20 protein-coding genes and 1 pseudogene are annotated in these 19,841 nt (G+C 41.0%); 14 read left to right on the plus strand and 7 right to left on the minus strand.

Translation table 11 applies throughout. From position 1 onward, the window contains the following. Positions 1-95 precede the first annotated feature (95 nt). Both MSMAS_RS04030 and MSMAS_RS19905 read right to left on the minus strand, forming a co-directional pair. Positions 96-1,895 (minus strand): RNB domain-containing ribonuclease, encoded by a 1,800-nt coding sequence (locus tag MSMAS_RS04030; protein ID WP_015411176.1) that lies wholly within the window; start codon positions 1,893-1,895, stop codon positions 96-98. Positions 1,896-2,062: 167 nt separating this feature from the next. Then, a pseudogene (locus MSMAS_RS19905) lies at positions 2,063-2,174 on the minus strand (IS200/IS605 family transposase); the annotation flags it as partial. Positions 2,175-2,272: 98 nt separating this feature from the next. Between MSMAS_RS19905 and MSMAS_RS04035 the strand changes: the two are divergent. Next, positions 2,273-2,470, plus strand: a complete 198-nt coding sequence (locus MSMAS_RS04035; protein ID WP_011032495.1) for a hypothetical protein — start codon at positions 2,273-2,275, stop codon at positions 2,468-2,470. 423 nt (positions 2,471-2,893) lie between these two features. Here the strand turns inward: MSMAS_RS04035 and MSMAS_RS19160 are convergent, their stop codons facing one another. Continuing rightward, positions 2,894-3,448, minus strand: a complete 555-nt coding sequence (locus MSMAS_RS19160; protein ID WP_162009644.1) for a hypothetical protein — start codon at positions 3,446-3,448, stop codon at positions 2,894-2,896. A gap of 29 nt (positions 3,449-3,477) precedes the next feature. Here MSMAS_RS19160 and MSMAS_RS19400 point away from each other — a divergent pair, with 29 nt between their 5' ends. Then, positions 3,478-3,747 carry a hypothetical protein gene (locus tag MSMAS_RS19400; RefSeq protein WP_048045580.1) on the plus strand — a complete coding sequence of 90 codons (270 nt, stop codon included), beginning with the start codon at positions 3,478-3,480 and terminating at the stop codon, positions 3,745-3,747. Beyond that, positions 3,630-4,238 carry a PGF-pre-PGF domain-containing protein gene (locus MSMAS_RS18060; RefSeq protein ID WP_175413402.1) on the plus strand — a complete coding sequence of 203 codons (609 nt, stop codon included), beginning with the start codon at positions 3,630-3,632 and terminating at the stop codon, positions 4,236-4,238. The genes MSMAS_RS19400 and MSMAS_RS18060 overlap by 118 nt, the downstream gene beginning before the upstream one ends. Before the next feature lie 81 nt (positions 4,239-4,319). On the opposite strand, the gene MSMAS_RS04055 is transcribed toward MSMAS_RS18060, so the two are convergent. Then, positions 4,320-4,574 (minus strand): hypothetical protein, encoded by a 255-nt coding sequence (locus tag MSMAS_RS04055; protein WP_048037950.1) that lies wholly within the window; start codon positions 4,572-4,574, stop codon positions 4,320-4,322. 92 nt (positions 4,575-4,666) lie between these two features. Between MSMAS_RS04055 and MSMAS_RS04060 the strand changes: the two genes are divergently transcribed. After that, positions 4,667-5,518: a metallophosphoesterase gene (locus MSMAS_RS04060; protein WP_080929488.1), complete on the plus strand. Its 852-nt coding sequence runs from the start codon at positions 4,667-4,669 to the stop codon at positions 5,516-5,518. On the opposite strand, the gene MSMAS_RS18620 is transcribed toward MSMAS_RS04060, so the two are convergent. The 3 genes from MSMAS_RS18620 to MSMAS_RS04075 all read right to left on the minus strand — a co-directional run bounded on the left by MSMAS_RS18620 (position 5,499) and on the right by MSMAS_RS04075 (position 6,885). Then, a complete protein-coding gene (locus tag MSMAS_RS18620) occupies positions 5,499-5,693 on the minus strand; it encodes a hypothetical protein (RefSeq protein WP_048038962.1) in 195 nt (64 codons plus the stop codon). The two genes, MSMAS_RS04060 and MSMAS_RS18620, sit on opposite strands and share 20 nt — an antisense overlap. A gap of 2 nt (positions 5,694-5,695) precedes the next feature. Beyond that, positions 5,696-5,941, minus strand: a complete 246-nt coding sequence (locus tag MSMAS_RS04070) for a hypothetical protein (RefSeq protein ID WP_011032490.1) — start codon at positions 5,939-5,941, stop codon at positions 5,696-5,698. Positions 5,942-6,486: 545 nt separating this feature from the next. Further along, positions 6,487-6,885 carry a cupin domain-containing protein gene (locus MSMAS_RS04075; protein WP_048046921.1) on the minus strand — a complete coding sequence of 133 codons (399 nt, stop codon included), beginning with the start codon at positions 6,883-6,885 and terminating at the stop codon, positions 6,487-6,489. A gap of 290 nt (positions 6,886-7,175) precedes the next feature. On the opposite strand from MSMAS_RS04075, the gene MSMAS_RS04080 reads away from it, so the two are divergent. The 10 genes from MSMAS_RS04080 to MSMAS_RS04130 all read left to right on the plus strand — a co-directional run bounded on the left by MSMAS_RS04080 (position 7,176) and on the right by MSMAS_RS04130 (position 19,639). Next, positions 7,176-7,814: a NosD domain-containing protein gene (locus tag MSMAS_RS04080; RefSeq protein ID WP_048046332.1), complete on the plus strand. Its 639-nt coding sequence runs from the start codon at positions 7,176-7,178 to the stop codon at positions 7,812-7,814. A gap of 636 nt (positions 7,815-8,450) precedes the next feature. After that, complete coding sequence (locus MSMAS_RS04085; RefSeq protein WP_048037955.1) at positions 8,451-8,738, plus strand: hypothetical protein; 288 nt, start codon at positions 8,451-8,453, stop codon at positions 8,736-8,738. 281 nt (positions 8,739-9,019) lie between these two features. After that, positions 9,020-10,195, plus strand: a complete 1,176-nt coding sequence (locus MSMAS_RS04090; protein ID WP_048046333.1) for an acyltransferase family protein — start codon at positions 9,020-9,022, stop codon at positions 10,193-10,195. Positions 10,196-10,596: 401 nt separating this feature from the next. Continuing rightward, the gene (locus MSMAS_RS04095; protein WP_011032485.1) at positions 10,597-10,950 is read left to right on the plus strand and encodes a hypothetical protein; all 354 of its coding nucleotides are present in this window, start codon (positions 10,597-10,599) and stop codon (positions 10,948-10,950) included. 546 nt (positions 10,951-11,496) lie between these two features. Then, positions 11,497-12,171, plus strand: coding sequence for a nucleotidyltransferase domain-containing protein (locus MSMAS_RS04100; RefSeq protein ID WP_048045850.1), 675 nt, complete (start codon positions 11,497-11,499; stop codon positions 12,169-12,171). Positions 12,172-13,371: 1,200 nt separating this feature from the next. Next, entirely contained in the window at positions 13,372-13,731 is a 360-nt protein-coding gene (locus MSMAS_RS04105; protein WP_011032483.1) for a hypothetical protein, read from the plus strand. A gap of 969 nt (positions 13,732-14,700) precedes the next feature. Further along, positions 14,701-16,938, plus strand: coding sequence for an amino acid permease (locus MSMAS_RS04115; RefSeq protein WP_011032482.1), 2,238 nt, complete (start codon positions 14,701-14,703; stop codon positions 16,936-16,938). A gap of 54 nt (positions 16,939-16,992) precedes the next feature. After that, on the plus strand, positions 16,993-17,805 hold the full coding sequence (locus MSMAS_RS04120; RefSeq protein ID WP_011032481.1) for an alpha/beta fold hydrolase: 813 nt from the start codon (positions 16,993-16,995) through the stop codon (positions 17,803-17,805). Between the two features lie 415 nt (positions 17,806-18,220). Then, positions 18,221-18,475 carry a hypothetical protein gene (locus tag MSMAS_RS04125; RefSeq protein ID WP_011032480.1) on the plus strand — a complete coding sequence of 85 codons (255 nt, stop codon included), beginning with the start codon at positions 18,221-18,223 and terminating at the stop codon, positions 18,473-18,475. Between the two features lie 333 nt (positions 18,476-18,808). Further along, the gene (locus MSMAS_RS04130) at positions 18,809-19,639 is read left to right on the plus strand and encodes a transglutaminase-like domain-containing protein (RefSeq protein ID WP_011032479.1); all 831 of its coding nucleotides are present in this window, start codon (positions 18,809-18,811) and stop codon (positions 19,637-19,639) included. Positions 19,640-19,841 lie beyond the last annotated feature (202 nt).

Genomic DNA, 19,841 nt, shown 5'->3' on the forward strand with positions numbered 1-19,841 from the left:
ACTGCTGAGACTTTTTATTCGCGAGCAAGATCCACTAAAACAAGGATTGAAACTAAAAAACCATGGCAGTTTTCACTACAACCTCGAGACCGGCATCAACTTCCTGTCACTAAAGTGTATATCATTGCTCTGGCTGCTAGCCTTTTGGCCCTTTGCTTTTTTCCTGCCTGGCCGGTGCTGGTCGAGGAGCCAAAAGTACAGGTACAGGTGAAGATTGGCCTGTTGGTTGCGCCTTCCATCTCAAAGGAATAAGCTGGCAAGGGAAGTTTTTTTGCCTGACAGTATTCTTGCAGGGCAAAGATCGGGTCTTTTGACGTGTTAATTGTTGGGTCTTTTGACGCATTAATTGTTATTTCTTCCTGACTGGCTGGCGAATCTTCTATCCTGATCTTCAAGTTCGGAGCAGGTAAGCCCAGAATAGTTGCTAGAAGGCCTGCGGACGCTTGCTGCATGGCACCTTTTTTTGTCAGGTCTTCGTATGCAGCGGACCGGTACTCTCTGTCACCGATTCTAATTGCACTTATGGCGGTGAATGCAGGCAGGTTGCTTCGCGTAGTTTCTGTCACTTCGTATACTGGCATCTGCCAGCCCGATATATGTTGTGCGATGTCGAAGACCGAGACGGCTTTCTGAGGCGCGGTTGCGATATCCTCCAGCAGCGCTATTTTAAGCTCAGTCCATTTTTCGCCATCAGGAGCTTGCAGGAGTACCAGCCCTGCGCAGATAACCGGCAGCTTGGCAAGGCGTTTCAGAAAGGCATCGAAATAAGCCTCGGGGCAGTCTTTACCCTCCCGGATCAGTACTTTGGTGATGCGCTCGAAGTCTGTATCGTTTGCATCTTCGATCCGATTACCCCGGATAGCCAACTCAGCTTCTTTATATGCCTTTTCCTTCATGTATTCGCTTTTAGCCCTGTCGTTTTCGATGTGCCTCATGTTGATATGCGATGCAATTGCCTGAATCTCTTCTTTAGAATGGGGCAAGGGCTCTTTTCGGATGTATGCACGGATCTGCTGGTGATTCACGAGATCAGCATACCTTCGGATGGGTGAGGTGAAGTGTGTATACGCTCCGAGGTTCAGTCCGAAATGGCCCATGATTACGGGGCCGTATTCCGCTCTATTGAGCATCATGTACGTGGTATGCCTGACGGCAGCTATGTTTACCTCAGGAATAAAAGCCATGCTTTCGAGCAACTTCAGCAAGTTCTCCCGCTCAGGGGTGGCACTCCGGGCTGTATGGTTACGGAAAAGAATAGGGATGTCATTTCTGACCGCATACTCTGCTATGGCCATGTTAGCGAGAATCATCAGCTCCTGGATGATAACGTAGCCTATGGTATCCCCTCTGCATCTCAACTGCCGCACCGACCCTTCTTCACTCGTCACCAGCCCCCTCCCCAGGTCGTAGAATGCGAGCGCTCCATGGCTACGGCGTTGCATTAAAAGGCCGCTTGTGAGCTGGCTTATGAGCTTGATGAGAGCATGCTGTGGGTGCTCTCTATCAGAGAGAATACGGGGGACGTCAGAGAATGCTAGCCGGGCTTCGCTTGTCATTATAGTCCGTAAAAGCCCTGTTTCGAGGATCGACAAATCTCTATTGAGGATAATATCCACGGCAAGGACATACTTCTCCTCTCCCGGCCATAGGGATAGCTTCCCGTCTGCGAGCCGCCTGGGTAACATCGGGCTGTTGCCGTTTGCATAATACCTGGTCTCGACCCGAGACATTGCAAATCTATCAAGCTCTGAATTTTTCGGAACGACCTTTGCGACGTCCGCAATCATGACCACGACGTGCCAGCCCCCATTTTCCGTGACTTCCACCCAGATTGCATCATCCATGTCCCGTGTTGTCACGTCATCAATCGTAATACCTCTGAGCATATCCAGCATAATACCACTTAGGTGCAAAATTTGGTATGCTTTCCTTATATGTATATTGGTAGGTAAAAAAGTGGTAAGGGGTTCTTATTTTTATGAAAAATTGTTTCACAGATTTTGCTCATATTTATGTGAAGACGCGTAAAATCACTGAGCCTTTAGCTCACGGGATATAAGCTTCAACTTAAACCCTGATTCCGTATATAATATTCTGCTGGTTCCTTTGACATTTCCTATGCTAGACGAAAAATGTCCATCACTCAATAACGTATTTTCTCCCCAATAGAGCCTGTAGACTTACCCTCGATAGAGGGAGGAATGAAACAGGAAGCTTTCAGTCTTTAGCTGAGTGGTAGTTCACGGACGTGAACTATAAAACGTGAATAAGCATGAACATAAAAAGGACAGGTTATCCAGAAGAAATAAATGTTAGCTGGTATACAATGGACCCATTACATTACCCTGTGTTCAATCAAAATGATGGATATCTCGGTGCAGTTCTCAGCCAGAGTGGTTTCCTGAGCATGGAAAGGCTGGCAGAAGCTGTAAGAAAGGCAAAAGCAAAAATGGCCAGATATCCATGGTGATTGATACGCATCAGGGGGTCCATTCACACTCAACGAAATAATTACTCGTCCCCAAATTTTCGCGAGCAAGATCCATTAAAACAAGGATTGAAAGTAAACAACATACTGATATACTAAGACTAATCGATAGTGGTTCTCAAACAAAACAACTAACATCAAAAATCTAACTGAGAAATTTACAGTTTTTTCATCCATTAAGACTATAAACTGAAGCGTTTTTTACATACCACTGGAAGTGAAAATCCATGTAGTGGAACCAGCGGTTATATGAGGAAAAAATAAATATTAATTTATATAGTGCGAACATAACGGAATTCAAAAATATAGGGGTGTTATTCTGACTGCAAAAAGAATATTCTCCATTTTATTTACAGTAGCCATTGCACTTCAGGTTATTGCCGTCGGTGCGGTTGCTGCAGCTTTTTATGCTGATAACGGGCCTCTGGCGGTTTCAGATGATGACACCGCGCCTGCTCCTGAACCTTCTTCAGAACCTGCGCCCGAGACAGATCCTGAGCCGACTCTCGAACCAGATCCCGAACCGGCTCCTGAGCAAGACCCCGCTCCAGACCCTGAGCCGGCTCCCACCCCGGATCCCGAGCCCACTCCGGCTCCTGAACCCACGCCTGAGCCGACCCCCACTCCGGATCCCGAGCCTACTCCCGAGCCGACCCCTACTCCGGATCCTGAGCCCACTCCGGATCCCGAGCCTACTCCCGAGCCGACCCCTACTCCGGATCCCGAGCCCACTCCTACTCCGGACCCTGAACCCACTCCTACTCCGGACCCTGAACCTACTCCCACTCCGGGTCCTGAGCCCACTCCCACTCCCGAACCAACCCCTACACCAACTCCCGAACCAACCCCTACACCAACTCCTACACCAACTCCTACACCAACTCCTACACCAACTCCTACACCAACCCCTACACCAACCCCCACGCCAACCCCCACGCCAACCCCTATACCAACTCCCACCCCGGATCCTAGTCCCTCTCTGACACCTGATGACAATAAAAGCAGCAGTGGTGGTAGCAGTGGAGGTAGTAGTGGAGGTAGTAGTGGTGGAAGCAGCGGAGGTAGCAGCGGTGGAGGCGGAGGCGGCGTCTCTCCGGAACCTCCGAGAAATGTTGAAGCAAAAGAGATTTCCCGGGCAACCATTTCAGGCGGTGAAACTGTCAGGTTTGAATTTAAAAACAATGCAACCTGTGTTGTTTATGTTGCCTTCCATGCAGTTGAAAACGCAGGCAGGACCACAACCATTGTTGAGCAGTTAAAGGAAAAATCCGTCCTTGTATCGGAACTGCCTGATGACGAAGTTTACAAATCCTTTAATGTCTGGGTAGGAAACGCAGGATATTCGACCTCAAACAAAATAGATAACCGTGCCCTGGGCTTCAGGGTAAATAAAGAATGGGTCCGGGAAATGGACATAGTCCCGGCTTCCATAACGCTTAACAGATATGAGAAAAAGGTCTGGGTTCCCCTATCCACCGAACTGACAGGAGAGAGCGATGAATATCTCTACTTCACTTCAGAAGTTCCAGGGTATGCTTCGTTTGTGATAACGGGCAATACCACCCAGGAGGTACTGGAAGAAGAGAGCGATCAGGTCCCCTCTGAAAGCAGGTCCACTGACGGATTTCAACTGGGGGATTTCGCAAAAAAAGCCGGGTCTGATAAGAACAGAAATACCATACTGAGCATCGTGATAGTGGTTGTAGCCCTATCGGTAGTGGTTGTTCTGTTAAAAGGCATGAAAGAATAAAACATTAAATGATAAAGAATGCGTGAATAAAGCATTGGAGCTGGCATAATCAACGTCTGGCATAATCAACGTCTGGCATAATCAATGGTTTTGCTCAAAATAATCCCGTATTTCGAGGGTGAACCGGGCAAAACCATTGAGAATTATTATGCAAGGGATCGTTTCACCTTCCAGTTCAGGATTATTTAACAGCACTGGCAGGGTGTTTTTGCTTTTCCCATAACTTCCGGTCTTCTTTCCGCTTTCTTTCCATTTTCTTTCCATTTTCTTTTCGTCTTCTTCCCGCTTTCTTTCCATCTTTCCCGTTTTCTCTCTGTCTTCTTTCCGCCTTTCCACCTTATTTCCTTTTTCTTTCCGTCTTCTTTCTGTCTTCTGAATGTTGTTACAAATTCTTTCTTTCAAACAGGCAAAAGGGTACGTGTTATATTATGAAAAATTTAAAAAAGAAACTTCTGAAACTTGTAAAAATCTTCGTAATAATTTTTGTATGTCTTGCAGCATTTTTCGTTTATATTTTTATTGAGCCTTACTGGATAAACGAAAAAACAACCACAATTAGCGACAGTGATGTGCCGCAAAATTTCGAGGACAAGAAAATAGTCTTCATTTCCGATATCCATCACGGCCCGTATTTCGAAAGGGAAAGAGTTGCAGACCTGGTAAGAAAAGTAAATGATCTGGAACCGGATATTATTATTCTGGGCGGCGATTATGTTTCCGGTGATGTGGGGTATATTGGTCCCTGTTTTGAAGAGCTTTCGAGACTCAAAGCAGATATGGGGATTTTCGGAGTTACGGGAAACCACGATGAATGGACAGATTACAATCTCACGGTAAAATGCATGGAAAATGCAGGGATCACTGTTTTGAGCAACAGAGCGGAATGGCTTGAGATTGGGGAAGATAAGATCAAAATTGCAGGCGTAGACTGGAGTACGGACTGGTATTTTAACTCTGAGCCTTATGTTGACCCGCTGGTAAAAGATGCTGAAGAAAATGATTTCGTGATTCTTGTTTCACATACACCCGATCTGGCTGAAGAATTAACTACAGATAAAGTCGATCTTGTCCTCTCCGGTCACACTCATGGCGGGCAGATTACATTTTTCGGGTTATGGGCGCCGTATGTGCCTTCTTATTACGGGCAAAAATACAGGACAGGAATTGTGAAAACCGATAAGACCATGGCTCTGGTCTCAAACGGCGTAGGAAACACATTTTTACCAATCCGCTTTTTTGCCAGGCCACAAATCAATATAATTATCCTTGATCATCCCTGAAAAATTCCAGCGCAAAATTATGGATTATTTCTTTAATTTCTTCCATTTTTTCTTCTTTTTCTTTTTCTTCTTTTTCTTTTTCTTCTTTTTCTTTTTCTTCTTCTTCTTCTTCTTCTTCTTTTTCAAATGATTCAAAGTGTGCTTGCCCTGTAATTTCCCTGTATCCGTAAAACAATTTCAGTAATCGTGCTTTTCTTTTTCCGGCTTAACTTTTTTGTTTTCTATTGATGATTTTTTTACATATTCTACAGCATCGGCTATTACAGATACACCAAAGTCATTTCCATATTCTTTAAACCTTAGACAGAAAGCTTGAGAAATAATTAAGGAGTGTGGCAGAGAATGATGAAAATTCGTATAATTTGTACGTATAAACTCATTAATATCATCCAGAACGTGTTCTGGAACTATTAAATGTGACATATTGGGTAATCTCCCAACAATAGAGTTATTTATTTCTGGCTATTTTCTTCTTATTATATAACTATGTTTTCACTTTTACTTGTTTTATTTTTCTTATTTTCTATCTAAATTCTCTACTATATGCGAAATATTTATGTATAAAAACGTATTTTTATTAAATAGCAAATCAAATTTACTTGATTTGTTCGCAAAACGGCATTTTCCTCCCCGAATCATTTTGCCATTCTAAACCTTTCCGTATCTGCAGTTTTCTGGAGCAGTTTGCCATTTTTACTCTCCTGAAATCTGCAGTTTTTCGGGATTCGGGAGCTAGATCTACTAGCACAGTGATTAATACAATTCCCAAAAACAGGCTTTTTTGCAAGCCCTGGCGCAACTGCAATTGCAGGGATGGCGCTTGAGAACGGGTCTGACTTCTTCTTTTTACGGAAAAAGCTTGAAGAAATATATAAATAAAAAATCTAAATAAAAAAGGTAAAAACGCTTTATTTTTAGAAAGCGTTTTATTCTGTGTATTTAATGCTTAAAAAATTCTAATTTAAGCCTTATTCTGTGGTCACGCCGTCGAAGTCTGCTTCATTTGCTTCTGCTTCTTCTTTTGTGGCGCGCACGATCCCGTCTTTGTGGTGTGCCGGGGAATAGATTGTGTAGAGCTTCAGTTCTTCAGTGTTTGAGGTATTGATGACATTGTGCTCAGCACCTGCGGGTACGATAACTGCGACTCCGTCACTGAGTTCGTATTCGTTGCCGTCAATTATGCACTTGCCCTGTCCTGCCTCAAAACGGAAGAACTGGTCGTTTTCTTCGTGGACTTCCATTCCAATGTCTTCCCCTGGCTTAAGGGTCATTAATACCAGCTGGCTGTGCTTTGAGGTGTAGAGAACCTTGCGGAAATTTTCATTTTCCAGAGTAGCATCTTCGATATTGATAGAAAATCCTTTCATGTTTTTCAATTAACGGTAATTGTATATAGAACTTTTGTGTGCTACAGCAGTTATTATATAAATTGAAACACAATATTTCCTTATTATGGGAAGGCTGATTATTTATTGAAATGGGGGCAGGATCACTTTATATAAAAAATTAATTTTTCTAGCCAGAATAATAAAAATAATTCTTAATTACAGCCTATCTTTCTTTATCTAACAGGAGAGTACTTGCATGTGGAGGGGAACTTCGTCAATAACTTTAAATTGTAGCCCATCTTTCTTTATTTAACAGGAGAGTACTTAACATGTTGAGAAAACTAATTTTAGCGATCTTAATAACAACCCTGCTAATAGGGACAGCCTCTGCTGCAACCCTTTATGTAGGCAGTACAGCCAAATACAAGACTATCCAGAGCGCTGTGAATGCAGCAAGCGACGGAGATACGATCAAAGTAGCAAGTGGAACCTATAATGAATATGTTTCCATCTCCGGGAAATTCATCAACGTATATGGGACAGGGTACCCAAAAATGAACGGGTTCAGGGTAACCCAGGGGGGAGCGGTTATCAACGGATTCAATATCCAGAAGAATGGGGTCGATTTCCAGGGTGCAGGCAATAATAATACTGTCCGTAATAATTATTTCTATAACTGTGGTGTCAGCATCACAGGGCTAACCTGCAGCCAGAATACTATTATGAATAATCAGATAACTAACGGAACGGTAACCCTGTGTGAAACCTGGGATAACGTGGTCAAGGGCAATACAATTACAAAAGCCAGAATCGGACTCTATATTTACGAGGGTGCGACCTGCCCGACCATTACAGGAAATACATTCTCTTACTGTGATATTGGTGTGAAGCTTCCAGCAGTTCCTCCGGGGATGATAGGAAATAAGTACATCGGAAACAGGATAAACATAAAAATAGCTGATTATTAAATAAATGGGTCGGGGGGGCCATTTATTTAAGATAATAGTTATTTTTTCAGTTACCTGTTTACTTACATGTTTATTTAAATGTTCAGCTACTTATTTAGTTTCTTTTAGATACTGTTTAGTAATGATCTTAGTTGCTTTTTAGTCACTTATTTAGTTTCTTTTAGTTACTAGTTTGGTTGCTATCTCAGTTACTTTTTAATTACTTTTTAATTACTTTTTAATTATCTGTTTAGTTACACGTTTAGTTATTATTTTAGTTCTTTTTTAGTTGCTCTTCTCCTTTTTCCTTTTAGTAAACATATTGATTAAATTTTATGCTTCCTCAATTTTATATTAATCATATCTGTTGTCTGCACATTATGCTGGTCGAATAAAAATCAGGATTAGACGGGTTGAAACTTATTATTATCTTTTGGTCTGCTGCGTTTTAAGTGCTATAAGGATAATAAAAAAGGTTGTTCTATCTCCCTAAATAGAACTCCCCTAAATAATAAAACCCTGTGCACGAAGCTGAAAGTGTGAGCCGGACAAGCACATTGAAAAAAATGGCTGAAAAAACAGATTGATAAAGATGGTTACAGATGGCTAAAAAAGCAGGTCGTGCAGCAGTTTAACAGTTAAAATGTGTGATCCAACATGTCCAGAAAATACAGCAATAAAACAACCCATTTCGTCCTCCATGATGACGGTACATTCGACGTTTATATGAATAAAAAATTCAAAGAATGCGGGATATACGAGGAAACCCCTGATATTGTAAAACTCGACTATTACAAACACACTTCAATCTTCCAGAAAGAGGAAGGATGTTTAATTTCTGAGAACTGCAGAATCTGGGTAGAAGACAGAATAATGAACGTCCCTGGCGGTATTCTAAATAACGGGGTTTTTATAGCCAACAATGACAGCGGGAATACTACCTAAGGGTGCGGAAAAATAAGAAGAAACTGAAAGCCAAAGCCAGGTCTTAAAGGGATGAAAGTAATCCCGGAGCTTTTTTAATATCTAATTTTTGTCTTCTCTTATTCTTATTTATTACAAATTTTTTATATGTCTGCTTTGGCCCGGAGCACCGTCCATTAACACGCATTAATAAAGTACTGAAGCAAATGGAAAGACTTATTTTATCTGTGGCTCTCGTTATTCAGGAGCAGAATCTATCTAATAATAATACTCCTGATCCCCTTATATCATGAGTGATAAAAATGACCGGGAAAATAACCTATCTTGACGGACTGCGAGGTATAGCTGCAATAAATGTCATGATAATGCACTTTTTTGTTGCATTAGCCCCGGCTATGGTTTATGGCGATAAGTATCCTTCACACTTCGGAAGCCTGGACCATATTTTTTCTACCACGCCGCTCGGTCTGATCGGTGCAGGTAACTTTTCGGTCTGTATCTTCTTTGTCCTGAGCGGTTATGTTTTAACCCGGAAGTTTTTTCAAACGAAGGAAAACAGTATTGTCATAAGCAGTGCAGCACGTCGGTACCTGAGGTTGTTTGTTCCTGTATTTGCAGCAGTGATGTTCTCGTACTTATTGGCATCAACCGGGTTGTATCGTTACTACATTGAAACCATGACGTTTGCTGCAGGCAGTAACTACCGGGACTACTGGACTTTTACGCCCGGCATTCTTGATGCAGTCAGGCAGGCAGCATGGAATTCTTTTTTTGTGGGAGGGGCAATTCCGTATAACCCGGTTCTATGGACAATGTCAATAGAATTTTACGGGTCCATGCTCGTCTTCACAATGGCATTATTATTCGGGTCTCTTCGAAACCGCTGGACTTTCTACCTTGCAGCAGTTCTGGCTTTAATTAATTTTTACTACCTTGCTTTTATAATAGGAATGGTCTTTGCAGACATATTCAGCAGTAAGAAATCGATATTTAAAACAGATAACAGGATAGTATTGTTTATCATACTGATCTCAGGGCTCTTTCTGGGTTCATATCCCATAAGCCCTCTGGCAGAGAATTCTGTGTACGGATTCCTGAATAATGGCTTTTTCAGAGATCCAAAAATGACCTATCATATCATAGGCGCAGGGATGGTAATGTATGTCTTATTGAACAGCATCGACCTGCAGAAGGTTTTTTCTTCCCGTGTGCCTGTATTCCTCGGAAAAATATCCTATTCCCTGTACCTTGTGCATTTCCCCGTGATAAGCACTTTTAGCTGTGCATTGTTCCTTCTCCTGTATCCTGTATTCTCTTATGTGCAGGCTGTTTTAATTTCATTTGTTCTGTCTTTACTCCTTATTATACCGTTGAGCTATCTATTTTATAAGTACATTGATGTGGCAGGCGTAAAATTATCAAAGGAGTTTTATAGCCGGTTGTCCCGTCCTTTGATCCCGACAGTACAGGATACATAAATGCTTACCTGAAAGATTCAACTACTTTTAAAGGATTAAACTACTCTCAAATATTCAACTACTCTTAAAATATTCAGCTACTCTTAAAATATTCAGCTACTCTTAAAATATTCAGCTACTCTTAAAATATTCAGCTACTCTTAAAATATTCAGCTACTTCCAATTTTTATTCTATAGCTTAATATATCTGTAAATACTATTTTTCTATATCTGCTTTTATTTTAATGCGGCGAGATTTTATATAAGTAAATATTTCCAGCTTTGGAGTGAAATTTTTAATAGCAACTAATAATTTAAAGCTCCTGAACCCAAAATTCAGGTTCTTTAGCCTGGAGGTGGTTGAAAAACACCTGGAGCCCATTCTCCTGGCGAAGGTCACTTAAAAAAGGAAGTGAAGGATTTTGACCACAGAAATAATTAACAGTCCTGTTAAAAAATTCAGACGTTATATTGAAATGAATAAGGATCATCAGGCTTATTCAGACTTTAAAGAAGGAATAAATAAAGGTCTGGACATAGCCAGATATACCTTCGAAGAAAACGTAGATAAGTTCTCTTTATCCTTTTCGGATGAGGCTGGGGTTGTAAAGGCAAAAAACTTACAGGATGAATTTAGCCAGCTTCTGGATGAGATTGTCCTTACAAAAAAGCCAAATTGCTCTGAAGAGTGTTTAGATGGGATATATATGGGATTTGAAAGGTCTAAAAAAATATTTGAGGATTTCCTGCAGGAGGCTTTACCAGTTGAGAATTAAAGAAAATCCTCTTAATTTATTATAATTAATCGAGCTTTAAATCTCCATTCTTAAAGATTCTATTCTTAAACATCCGGTTTTTAACCCTCATTTCTCGTTTAACCTCGATTGGTATAGTCTTCAGGTTATTGATTCCTCCATTTGCCTGGGAGGGACAAATCTGGGTTTCGGTCTCTTTTTATGGCTATACAATCTCTTTTTATGATTAATTTCCGTCTTTTTTATGGTTATATAGTCTCTCTTTATGATTATGTAGTCTATTTTATGGTTATTATTTCCTTACACGTCCTGAAATCTGAATCTCAAAGGATAACCGGGTTTTGTGAGTTCATGAATTAAATAGTAAATTTTATGTAAATGATTCCAGGAAAAAGAGTCTGATAAGGGCTCTGGAAAATACACACCATGACAGTAAAGACCAGTTGATAGCTAAAAGAATTGATCACTGGCAGTCGAATTAAAGGAATTAGATGGATTTTACCAGGGAAATCAAATTAAAGGAATTTAGTGGTCTAACCAGGAAATCAAATTAAGGAGGTTAAGTGGATGAAAGTATCCTTTGAAGAGCTGGACGGGAAGGTAGTGTTCAGGATTTCGGAATTTGACTCCAGATACGAAAGTGTTCTGAAAATGTGTTATTATGAAAACGATGGTAGAGGATACGTAAAAGTCTACCCTCAGAACGCCAAATACATGGACAAAATAAAAAAAAGATATTCTGAGAATGCGAAACTGATGTTTGACCAGCTCGGGTATTTTGCTCCTGTTCCGTGGGAACAGGCTTTAACAGAATTTTGCCGGAAAGCTCAGGGTACGGATATTGACTGGTGGCTGACAGGGAGCTGTGCCGCCTGCATCCGCGGCATTAAAATGAACCCACATGATGTTGATATTATGGTTGATTCCAGGTGTATCGATGAAATCACTGAAGTTTTCTCAGACTGCCTGATCGAGCCGATTATTGATACTAACGGATGGCTGACAAAGGACTTCGGTGTTATTTTCCTGCATGCAAGAATAGATATTGCATCTGATCCCCAGGAGATCCTGGATATTCCTGAGCCAGTAGACTGCGGTCCTTACGCAAGGCAAAACCTTGAGACCGTAAAATGGAATGGGTATGAAATAAAGGTCCCACCCCTGGAATTGCAGCTAAATGTAAACAGAAGGAGGGAAAGGCTTGACAGGGTAAAGCTTATCGAGGAATTTATGAATAAATAGATTCCCTCGTTTTGACGGGCAATTAATTCATGCAAGGCAGGGTTAGCAAACAGGTGCAGTTTACTCCATTGTTACCGGAAACATGTAAACAGGCTTCCTGGCGCAACGGTTAATGCGTAAAAGCCTTCTGCGGGCTTACATAAAAATCAGTTCTCTTTCTTTTTCTACTGGTCCCAATACTTTATTTCCTACCAGCTTTTATAAACCGGATCTGGAAAGTATATGCAGTTTTCCCTGCGGGACTGAAGGGCAAGTTCGGTGACGGTGGCAACACCATTATAGGTTTCCGGGAACGGTCTGGAGGCGGATACACTGCGGTCATAGCCCGCGTCAAAAATAAACGATCGAATAAATAAATTCTACAGCTAGATGTTAACAAAATTCTAACTGACAGGTGGATTTCCGGTTAAATTTTCTTTGCGGCTGGTTATCCCATTAAGGATAAATTCGGGAGAGAGACAGGGCTGCAGCCTGACCTCCAGGAAATGAATGCCTCCAGTAGAATGACTCCAGCAGTCGGTGTCATCCCAGTAATTTGTTTCCTGAATCTATATTCCTCAGTATCCCTATTCTTTATTATGTTCATTTCGAACTATTTAATACCAATATATTATAAATATCTCTAAATATATCTGTTATCTGGAAACGGATCTTTTAAAACCGTGATTCATGAGGATATGGATGCCCTGGAACCAGGATTAAGGTACTATCCTATGTTGCAGTCCGTATGTTGGAATCTGTTAAAGTCTTACTTTCAGTTATAATGTAATATATGCCTTTAATTGCTTATTTGAAGATACGGACAGAATATTTTCAGTCAGATACGCTCAATCAGATGTGTTAAATTAGATACGCTTAATCCGATGTGTTTAATCAAGATACGCTCAATCAGATCTGTTAAATCAGATACGCTCAATCAGATGTGTTAAATTAGATACGCTTAATCCGATGTGTTAATGCAGGGATGAAGTTCCAGTAAAACTCCAGCTTATTCCTGGTTATATTCAAAATTTCCAGGCTTAAGATCATCCCGGTGTCAAGAAATAATTATGATAAAAAGAAGCCTGTAGATTGGGAAGGATTTATGTCCATTATATATATAAATAATGGAAAATAAATGCTCTAACCAGATTCCACCAGTACAGGATTTGATTTTTTCTTTTGTTGCTCAGTTTATGTTTTTGTCAGGGAGGGAGGAGTTTGAAACAGAAGCGAATTAAAAAGACAGTTAGAAAGTTCAGTGATTTAATTGAAAGAAATAAGGATAGACGAGCTTATTCTGATTATAAAGAAGGGATAAATGAAGGCCTGGAAATAGCTAAAGACACTTTTGAAGACAACGTAGAAAAGTTTCTTTCTACGTCTACAGATGAAGATCCTCAAACAAAGATACGCAGCCTTCAGGATAGATTTAACCTGATTATAGATACGATCGTTGTTAAAGAAAAACCAAATTATTCTCAGGACCATCTGGACGGAATATACGAAGGGTTCGAAAAATCCAAAAAGATATTTGAAAATTGTATACAGGAATACTATCATTCTGATTCGGAATCCTGATCTCACTTCTGCCAGCGTTCATTTCGACAAAGAAAGTTTGCCTCAATTATTTTAATCGATAGTTCTGCTTGATCCTGATGCTGAGGAACTATCAGATAAAGCCCCCGGAAATAACCGGATTTACAACTGTTCAACAGGTTGAGGATAAGAAATCAAAAAGAGCATGTATTAATACGAAAGGCAAAGAGCATGTATTGATATAAAAGACACGTTTCTATATATTTTAATAAAACTTTTAATCTCCTGTATCCGGCAGGCGAAGTTTTATCCCTTGATCCTGAAAAAGGACGTCATACTGGCTTTGAACAGGAATTAGAAGTATCCGATTTTTTTATTCGAATTTTATCCACTCCTTTATACGTCTCTGGTAAAGAGAAAAGGAAAAAGGTTGAAGGAAATTTAAGTAAAGTGTCCTGATCGGAACTGGCAGCGGGGGAACAAAAATAAATTGTATGCACAGAAGAATTAATTTGCAAACATATCCATAAAACGGAAGTTAAAACTCTAATTAGTCTCCAACGGATAATTATATGTACTATTTGAAAGCAAAAACAACCAGGACAGAATAAGAGACTTATAACCATGGAAGGATGCCTTCTTCCTATTATTAATCCTAATGCATGATCCATTAGTTCGAATGCATAATCGGTTAGTTTGAATGCATAATCCATTAGTTCAAATGCATAATCGGTTAGTTTGAATGCATAATCGGTTAGTTTGAATGCATAATCCATTAGTTCAAATGCATGATCCGCTAAAACAGAAATTAAACTGTACTGCTGGAGGAAAATGACGTTTTTTGGAGATTTTTATTCGAAAGCAGGCCCAATTAAGGGGTTTAAGCTTTTGTTGCCTTTCCGGATGCATAGTGCGGAAATGTGTGATCTGAATAATAAAGATAAGAGTAAGATCATGGTTATACGGAGCCCGGTTTATCTGACTGGGAGTTCCGACAAGATGGGGATGTAAATGGCGCCAGTTGAAACAACGGAGAGGCTGGGGCGCAGCCTGGGTTTTTTCTCAACTTTTGCAATAGGCACCGGGACGATGATAGGAGCAGGCATATTTCTTCTTCCCGGAATTGCCATGGCAAACGCAGGTTCAGGAGCAATAATCTCATTCCTGCTGGGCGGGCTTATTACCATAGCCACATCCATAAGCATGGCAGAACTGGCAACAGGCATGCCTCTTGCGGGAGGCAGCTATTACTATATCAGCAGGACAATGGGAGCTGCATTCGGTGCGGTGATAGGTCTCGGCTCCTGGCTGGCACTGATATTTAAAGGCACATTTGCCCTCATAGGTCTGGCAGAATACGCTCAGATCTTTCATCCCATGCCAATATATCTGGTGGCGGCTGTTACGGGAGTGCTCCTCTTAATAATCAATTTCCGTGGGGCAAAAAGCAGTGGTTCCCTCCAGAACTTTATTGTTGTTATTTTGCTGCTAATACTGTTTGTATTCATTGGAAAAGTGTCCTTCGAGGTCAGGCCTGAGAACCTTCTCCCGGTAGCTCCGCATGGGGTAGTATCCATATTCACCACGGCAGGTATGATTTTTATCTCCTATCTCGGGCTGGCGGAAGCCGCTGCTGTTGCTGAAGAAGTGAAAAATCCGTCAAAGAACCTTCCCAGGGCATTTATCGCTTCAGCAGTTGTGGTAACACTTTTCTACGCAGGCATTATGGCTGTGGTTGCAGGTTTTTCAGGCCCTGAAGGGGGTGCGTCAACAGTGACCCCCCTGGCAGACATTGCAGGCTTTATTGCAGGTGATTCCGGGAAATTCTTTATTGCTTTTTCCGCCCTTCTTGCAACGCTTTCAACAGCTAATGGCGCCATACTGTCATCTTCAAGGTTCCCTTTCGCAATGAGCAGGGACGCATTGATGCCGAAATGGTTTGTCAGTATCCATAAAAAATATGAGACTCCTCATAATGCTATTCTGGTCACCGGGTCAGTAATGGTTTTGCTCCTGTTTTTGTTTGACATAGAACAGCTGGCAAGACTTGGGGGGGCTTTCAACATTTTGATATTTATCCTGCTGAATATGGCAGTGATTATCCTCAGGAAACGGACCCTGCCTGGCTATGAACCGACATTTCGGGACCCTTTTTTCCCTTTCACGCAGATCTTCGGGGTGGTCGGGAGTATGCTTCTGCTCCCTCTACTTGGTGGTTTGCCTTTACTTTTTTCCGTATTGATGATATTTGCCGGAGCCGGCTGGTACATGTTCTATGGAAAAGACAAAGCTATGCCTGCATATAACCTGTTTGACCTTCTGGAAAACAATGTAGAGAGGGTGAGCGCTGAACCGGAACCTGTTGGAAGGGTACTTGTGCCTGTTTCCAATCCCGGGCATGAAAGGGACCTCCTTAAACTGGCAGACCTTCTTGGAAATGAGATAATCTGTCTTCATGTTGTTGAGGTTCCAAGCCAGATCTCCCTTACAGTGGGTCAGGAACTCTACCATGAGAAACAGATAGAAATAGACAGCCGTTTTCGGGATTATTTTGAGCAGTATCCTGCAAAATTCGGTAATAAAAGAGACTATATTGTTGCCTTTGACCACACAATCTCCAATTCGATTATAGAGCAGGCTGAAATAGAGAACGCTGACATAATTATAATGGGCTGGCACGATTCTAAGAGGTTCAAGTACTCTTTTGGAGACGTAACAAACGATGTTCTCCTTTCCTCGAAAAGCCAGATTGCACTTTTAAAAGGGCACCTGCCTGACAGCATCAAAAAGGTCCTTGTAGCCTATAACGGAAGAGAAAACTCCGTACACGGTCTTTCTCTGGCAAAAAAGATTGCTGAAAATACAGGGGCTTCAATAAGAATAATAAGCATTGTCAGCCCTGATGAAGATCCGGAAAAGAAGGCAAAAATAGCTGAAGAACTTGAAGGGCTGGTTAAAAAGATCCCTTCCACACCTGCAAGCTTTAAACTTCTTGAAAGATATTCTATCGAGGACGCAATACTTGAAGTCTCAAACGGTTACGACCTGACAATTATTGGGGATTCCAGTGAGAGATTCAAGATCTCTTTACTTGGAACACTATCTCAGAGGATTGCCAGGCACGCGAGAAAGCCGGTAATGATAGTTAAAAAATCAAAGCCAATCTCAAAAGAAAGCCTGAATTATCTTCTGAAAAAATATGCCCGGAAAGCATATGCAAAGTTCAGGAAGGAAAAAGGCAGGGACTGAACAGGCACTAATCAGGAAGATGATCGGGCTTAATTACACAGGAGACAACAGGAAATGACCACCGGGTACGCAGACTCTGGAGACGGAAAGCTTTACTATGAAATCGAGGGAAAGGGCGAGGTTCTTGTGCTCATCCATGCCGGGTTTGTTGACAGTGGCATGTGGGAAGAGCAGTGGGAGTCTTTTACCCGAAATTACAGGGTTCTTCGCTTTGATATGCGCGGGTTTGGAAAATCCGATCCTGTAACAGGACCCGTTTCCCACCGACATGACCTGTACCACCTGCTTCAGGGCCTGGGAATTAAACATGCACATTTACTGGGCTGTTCCATGGGCGGAGAAACAGTTATTGATTTTACGCTCGAACACCCTGAAATGGTTCTGTCTCTAACCGTTGTAAGCGGGATTCCGGGAAGTTTTGAAATGACAGGGGAGCCCCCATCTGAGATTCTGGAGATGCTTCAAGCTCTCGAAAAGGGGGATCTGGACCTTGTGAGTGACCTGCAAATCCGCCTCTGGGTTGATGGCACTTTCCGGCAGCCTGAACAGGTCAGCCCTTCAGTTCGTAAGCATGCAGCTGAAATGAACAGGGTTGCGGTTAAAAACGGCACATGGGCAATTGCCGATGCCAGCCCTCTTAACCCGCTCAGTCCACCGGCTGCCGGGAGGCTGGATGAGATAAAAGTTCCTGTGCTTATTATTGTCGGGTCTCTTGATAATCCTGAAATCCTCAGGGCTGCTGATCTGCTTGAAAATAAAATCGAAAATGCAAAAAAAGTTATAATGCCAGATTGTGCTCATGTGCCAAATATGGAAAAACCTGAAGAATTCAACCGGAATGTACTTAATTTTCTTAGAAATTTATAAGGTCATAAAACACAGAGATTTATAATAGAAAGCGGTGGATTTCTCCAGATCAACATTTTTTTAATACTTTTACAATACTTCTATATTATTTTTATAATTTTTTATAATAATTTTTACAATACTTGTCTATTATTTATTTAATGTTTATCTAGTATTTATCTACTATTTTTATAATCTCCTAATAATTCTTCTGTAATTTTAAAAGGTAATGGTCGTGTTTTCCTGACCATTTTGTAGTTTTCCCCTCCTGTTTTCCCTGAAAAGAATTTTAGATTCTGTATGGGAGATATATAATTATAAGGATAATAAAAAGTTATAGACAGAAACATATAAAAATAATTAAGTCTGATTATCAGTGATTTATTTTTTTGGTATGTTGCGTAAAAGAATAAGTTTTCTCATGGGGAGGATACTAATGTCTGTAAAAATAGAATGGAAAATTTTTACTGCTGAAACACAGAGTGACGGGACGTGGAAATCAAATAGCCCTAATCTTGAAGAACTGCTCAATGCCATAGCCAGTCCTGTAAAGATTAAGGGATATACCCCGGATATGGAATATTCAATGGCCCTTCTGGCAGTTAAAGGGTTACCGTACTTTAAAATCACCGAGATCAATTCAGGAAACTTAAGTATTTCCGGCATGAAAGCAGAGCAGGTCAAGGCGTGAAGGCCGATGCAATGTTTCATACCTGGGAACGTTAGATTATATACGGATATGGGGGTATATCTATAGGGATACTATCCAGTATTTTCCATACTAAATGTAAATATTGTTCCTCATGTCCTCATTACGTTCCAGACAGTAAATATTGCGAAGGCCTGGACTATCCCAAGTGCGGAATCTTTTTAAAACGTAAAAGAGAAAAGTAAATCTTGATATTGAATTTAATATTCGGCCTATTGAATCTAATATTCGGCCCCCGAATTTGAAACCATTTTTGTTCTTTTAGAGAAGTTTATTTACTTCTCTTACCCATAAATTATTTCCGGAGCTGATTTTGTGGCCCATAAAAAGGCTTTAACATTTATATTTCTCATTTTTTTTATATCCGTAACTTCCGGTTGTATAAACACTGGCAGCCTTAATAAGGGCCTCGTTACTGAATATTTAAATACGCAGCTTCCTGAAGATCCTGTCCGGGAAGAAAATTCCGAAACTCAGGAGAATAAGGTTGCTGAAAAAAATGAAAGTGATGAAAGTTTTACCCTCCCTGAGATTCCTGAAGTCCCGACATATATTGAAGAAGATCCAGCTTACTCTTATTCTGCAGAACGCAGGAGGATGTCTCTGAGTTTCCAGAGAGCCATTAACTCAGATGAAGAAAGGATAAAGGAAGAAATTTTCAATATCACAGGAAAGTCTTCGGGATATAATATGGAAGATGCATGTGCTGTGTATAACCATGTAAACAGGCAATGGAAGTACAGGTATGACAAAAATGCCGAGTTTTTCTTCAGGGCTTCACAGACTATAGACAGCGGATATGTAGGAGACTGCGACGACTATTCCATTGTTATCTCTGCCCTTTTGAAGAATATGGGGTTTAACACAAGGGTGGTTACCACATATAACGGGTCATACGGGCATGCTTTTCCCGAAATCTATATCGGGGATGACCTTGATACTGTTTACAGAATAACGGACTATATAGCAGAAAGGTACCCTTTTGCTGAAAGCGTCTGGTATTGCGAAAGAGAACTGGACGACGGGAAGAAACAGTACTGGCTCAACTTCGACTGGAGCGGGTCAAATGGATATATGCACCCGGGAGGCGTGTATTTTGATGGGAAGAGTGTCATATATTACCCGAATGGCCTTGTAGAGTATTAACGTTTACAGGGAGGCTGTACTCCCTTTTTATGCCCGGCCCCTGTCAATACCGGCTGGTTCTGGAGTTCAGATCTATTTTATGTGCTCTTGCGTGAAGAAATTAATACTGTTTTAATCTTTTTTTCGTTATGGGTGTAAGTATTGAAACTAAATTTTTATGATTAACTTTATATGATCATATCTCCACCCTATTTTAGTGGAG

It is taken from the genome of Methanosarcina mazei S-6 (assembly GCF_000970205.1).
Taxonomy (GTDB): Archaea; Halobacteriota; Methanosarcinia; order Methanosarcinales; family Methanosarcinaceae; genus Methanosarcina; species Methanosarcina mazei.

Excerpts from the sequence above, each read along its gene's own strand:
- MSMAS_RS04030 (WP_015411176.1), bottom strand. The coding sequence starts at position 1,895 with ATGCTGGATATGCTCAGAGGTATTACGATTGATGACGTGACAACACGG.
- MSMAS_RS04035 (WP_011032495.1), top strand. The coding sequence starts at position 2,273 with ATGAACATAAAAAGGACAGGTTATCCAGAAGAAATAAATGTTAGCTGG.
- MSMAS_RS19400 (WP_048045580.1), top strand. The coding sequence starts at position 3,478 with ATGACAATAAAAGCAGCAGTGGTGGTAGCAGTGGAGGTAGTAGTGGAG.
- MSMAS_RS04060 (WP_080929488.1), top strand. The coding sequence starts at position 4,667 with ATGAAAAATTTAAAAAAGAAACTTCTGAAACTTGTAAAAATCTTCGTA.
- MSMAS_RS04070 (WP_011032490.1), bottom strand. The coding sequence starts at position 5,941 with ATGTCACATTTAATAGTTCCAGAACACGTTCTGGATGATATTAATGAG.
- MSMAS_RS04075 (WP_048046921.1), bottom strand. The coding sequence starts at position 6,885 with ATGAAAGGATTTTCTATCAATATCGAAGATGCTACTCTGGAAAATGAA.
- MSMAS_RS04080 (WP_048046332.1), top strand. The coding sequence starts at position 7,176 with ATGTTGAGAAAACTAATTTTAGCGATCTTAATAACAACCCTGCTAATA.
- MSMAS_RS04085 (WP_048037955.1), top strand. The coding sequence starts at position 8,451 with ATGTCCAGAAAATACAGCAATAAAACAACCCATTTCGTCCTCCATGAT.
- MSMAS_RS04090 (WP_048046333.1), top strand. The coding sequence starts at position 9,020 with ATGACCGGGAAAATAACCTATCTTGACGGACTGCGAGGTATAGCTGCA.
- MSMAS_RS04100 (WP_048045850.1), top strand. The coding sequence starts at position 11,497 with ATGAAAGTATCCTTTGAAGAGCTGGACGGGAAGGTAGTGTTCAGGATT.
- MSMAS_RS04115 (WP_011032482.1), top strand. The coding sequence starts at position 14,701 with ATGGCGCCAGTTGAAACAACGGAGAGGCTGGGGCGCAGCCTGGGTTTT.
- MSMAS_RS04120 (WP_011032481.1), top strand. The coding sequence starts at position 16,993 with ATGACCACCGGGTACGCAGACTCTGGAGACGGAAAGCTTTACTATGAA.
- MSMAS_RS04125 (WP_011032480.1), top strand. The coding sequence starts at position 18,221 with ATGTCTGTAAAAATAGAATGGAAAATTTTTACTGCTGAAACACAGAGT.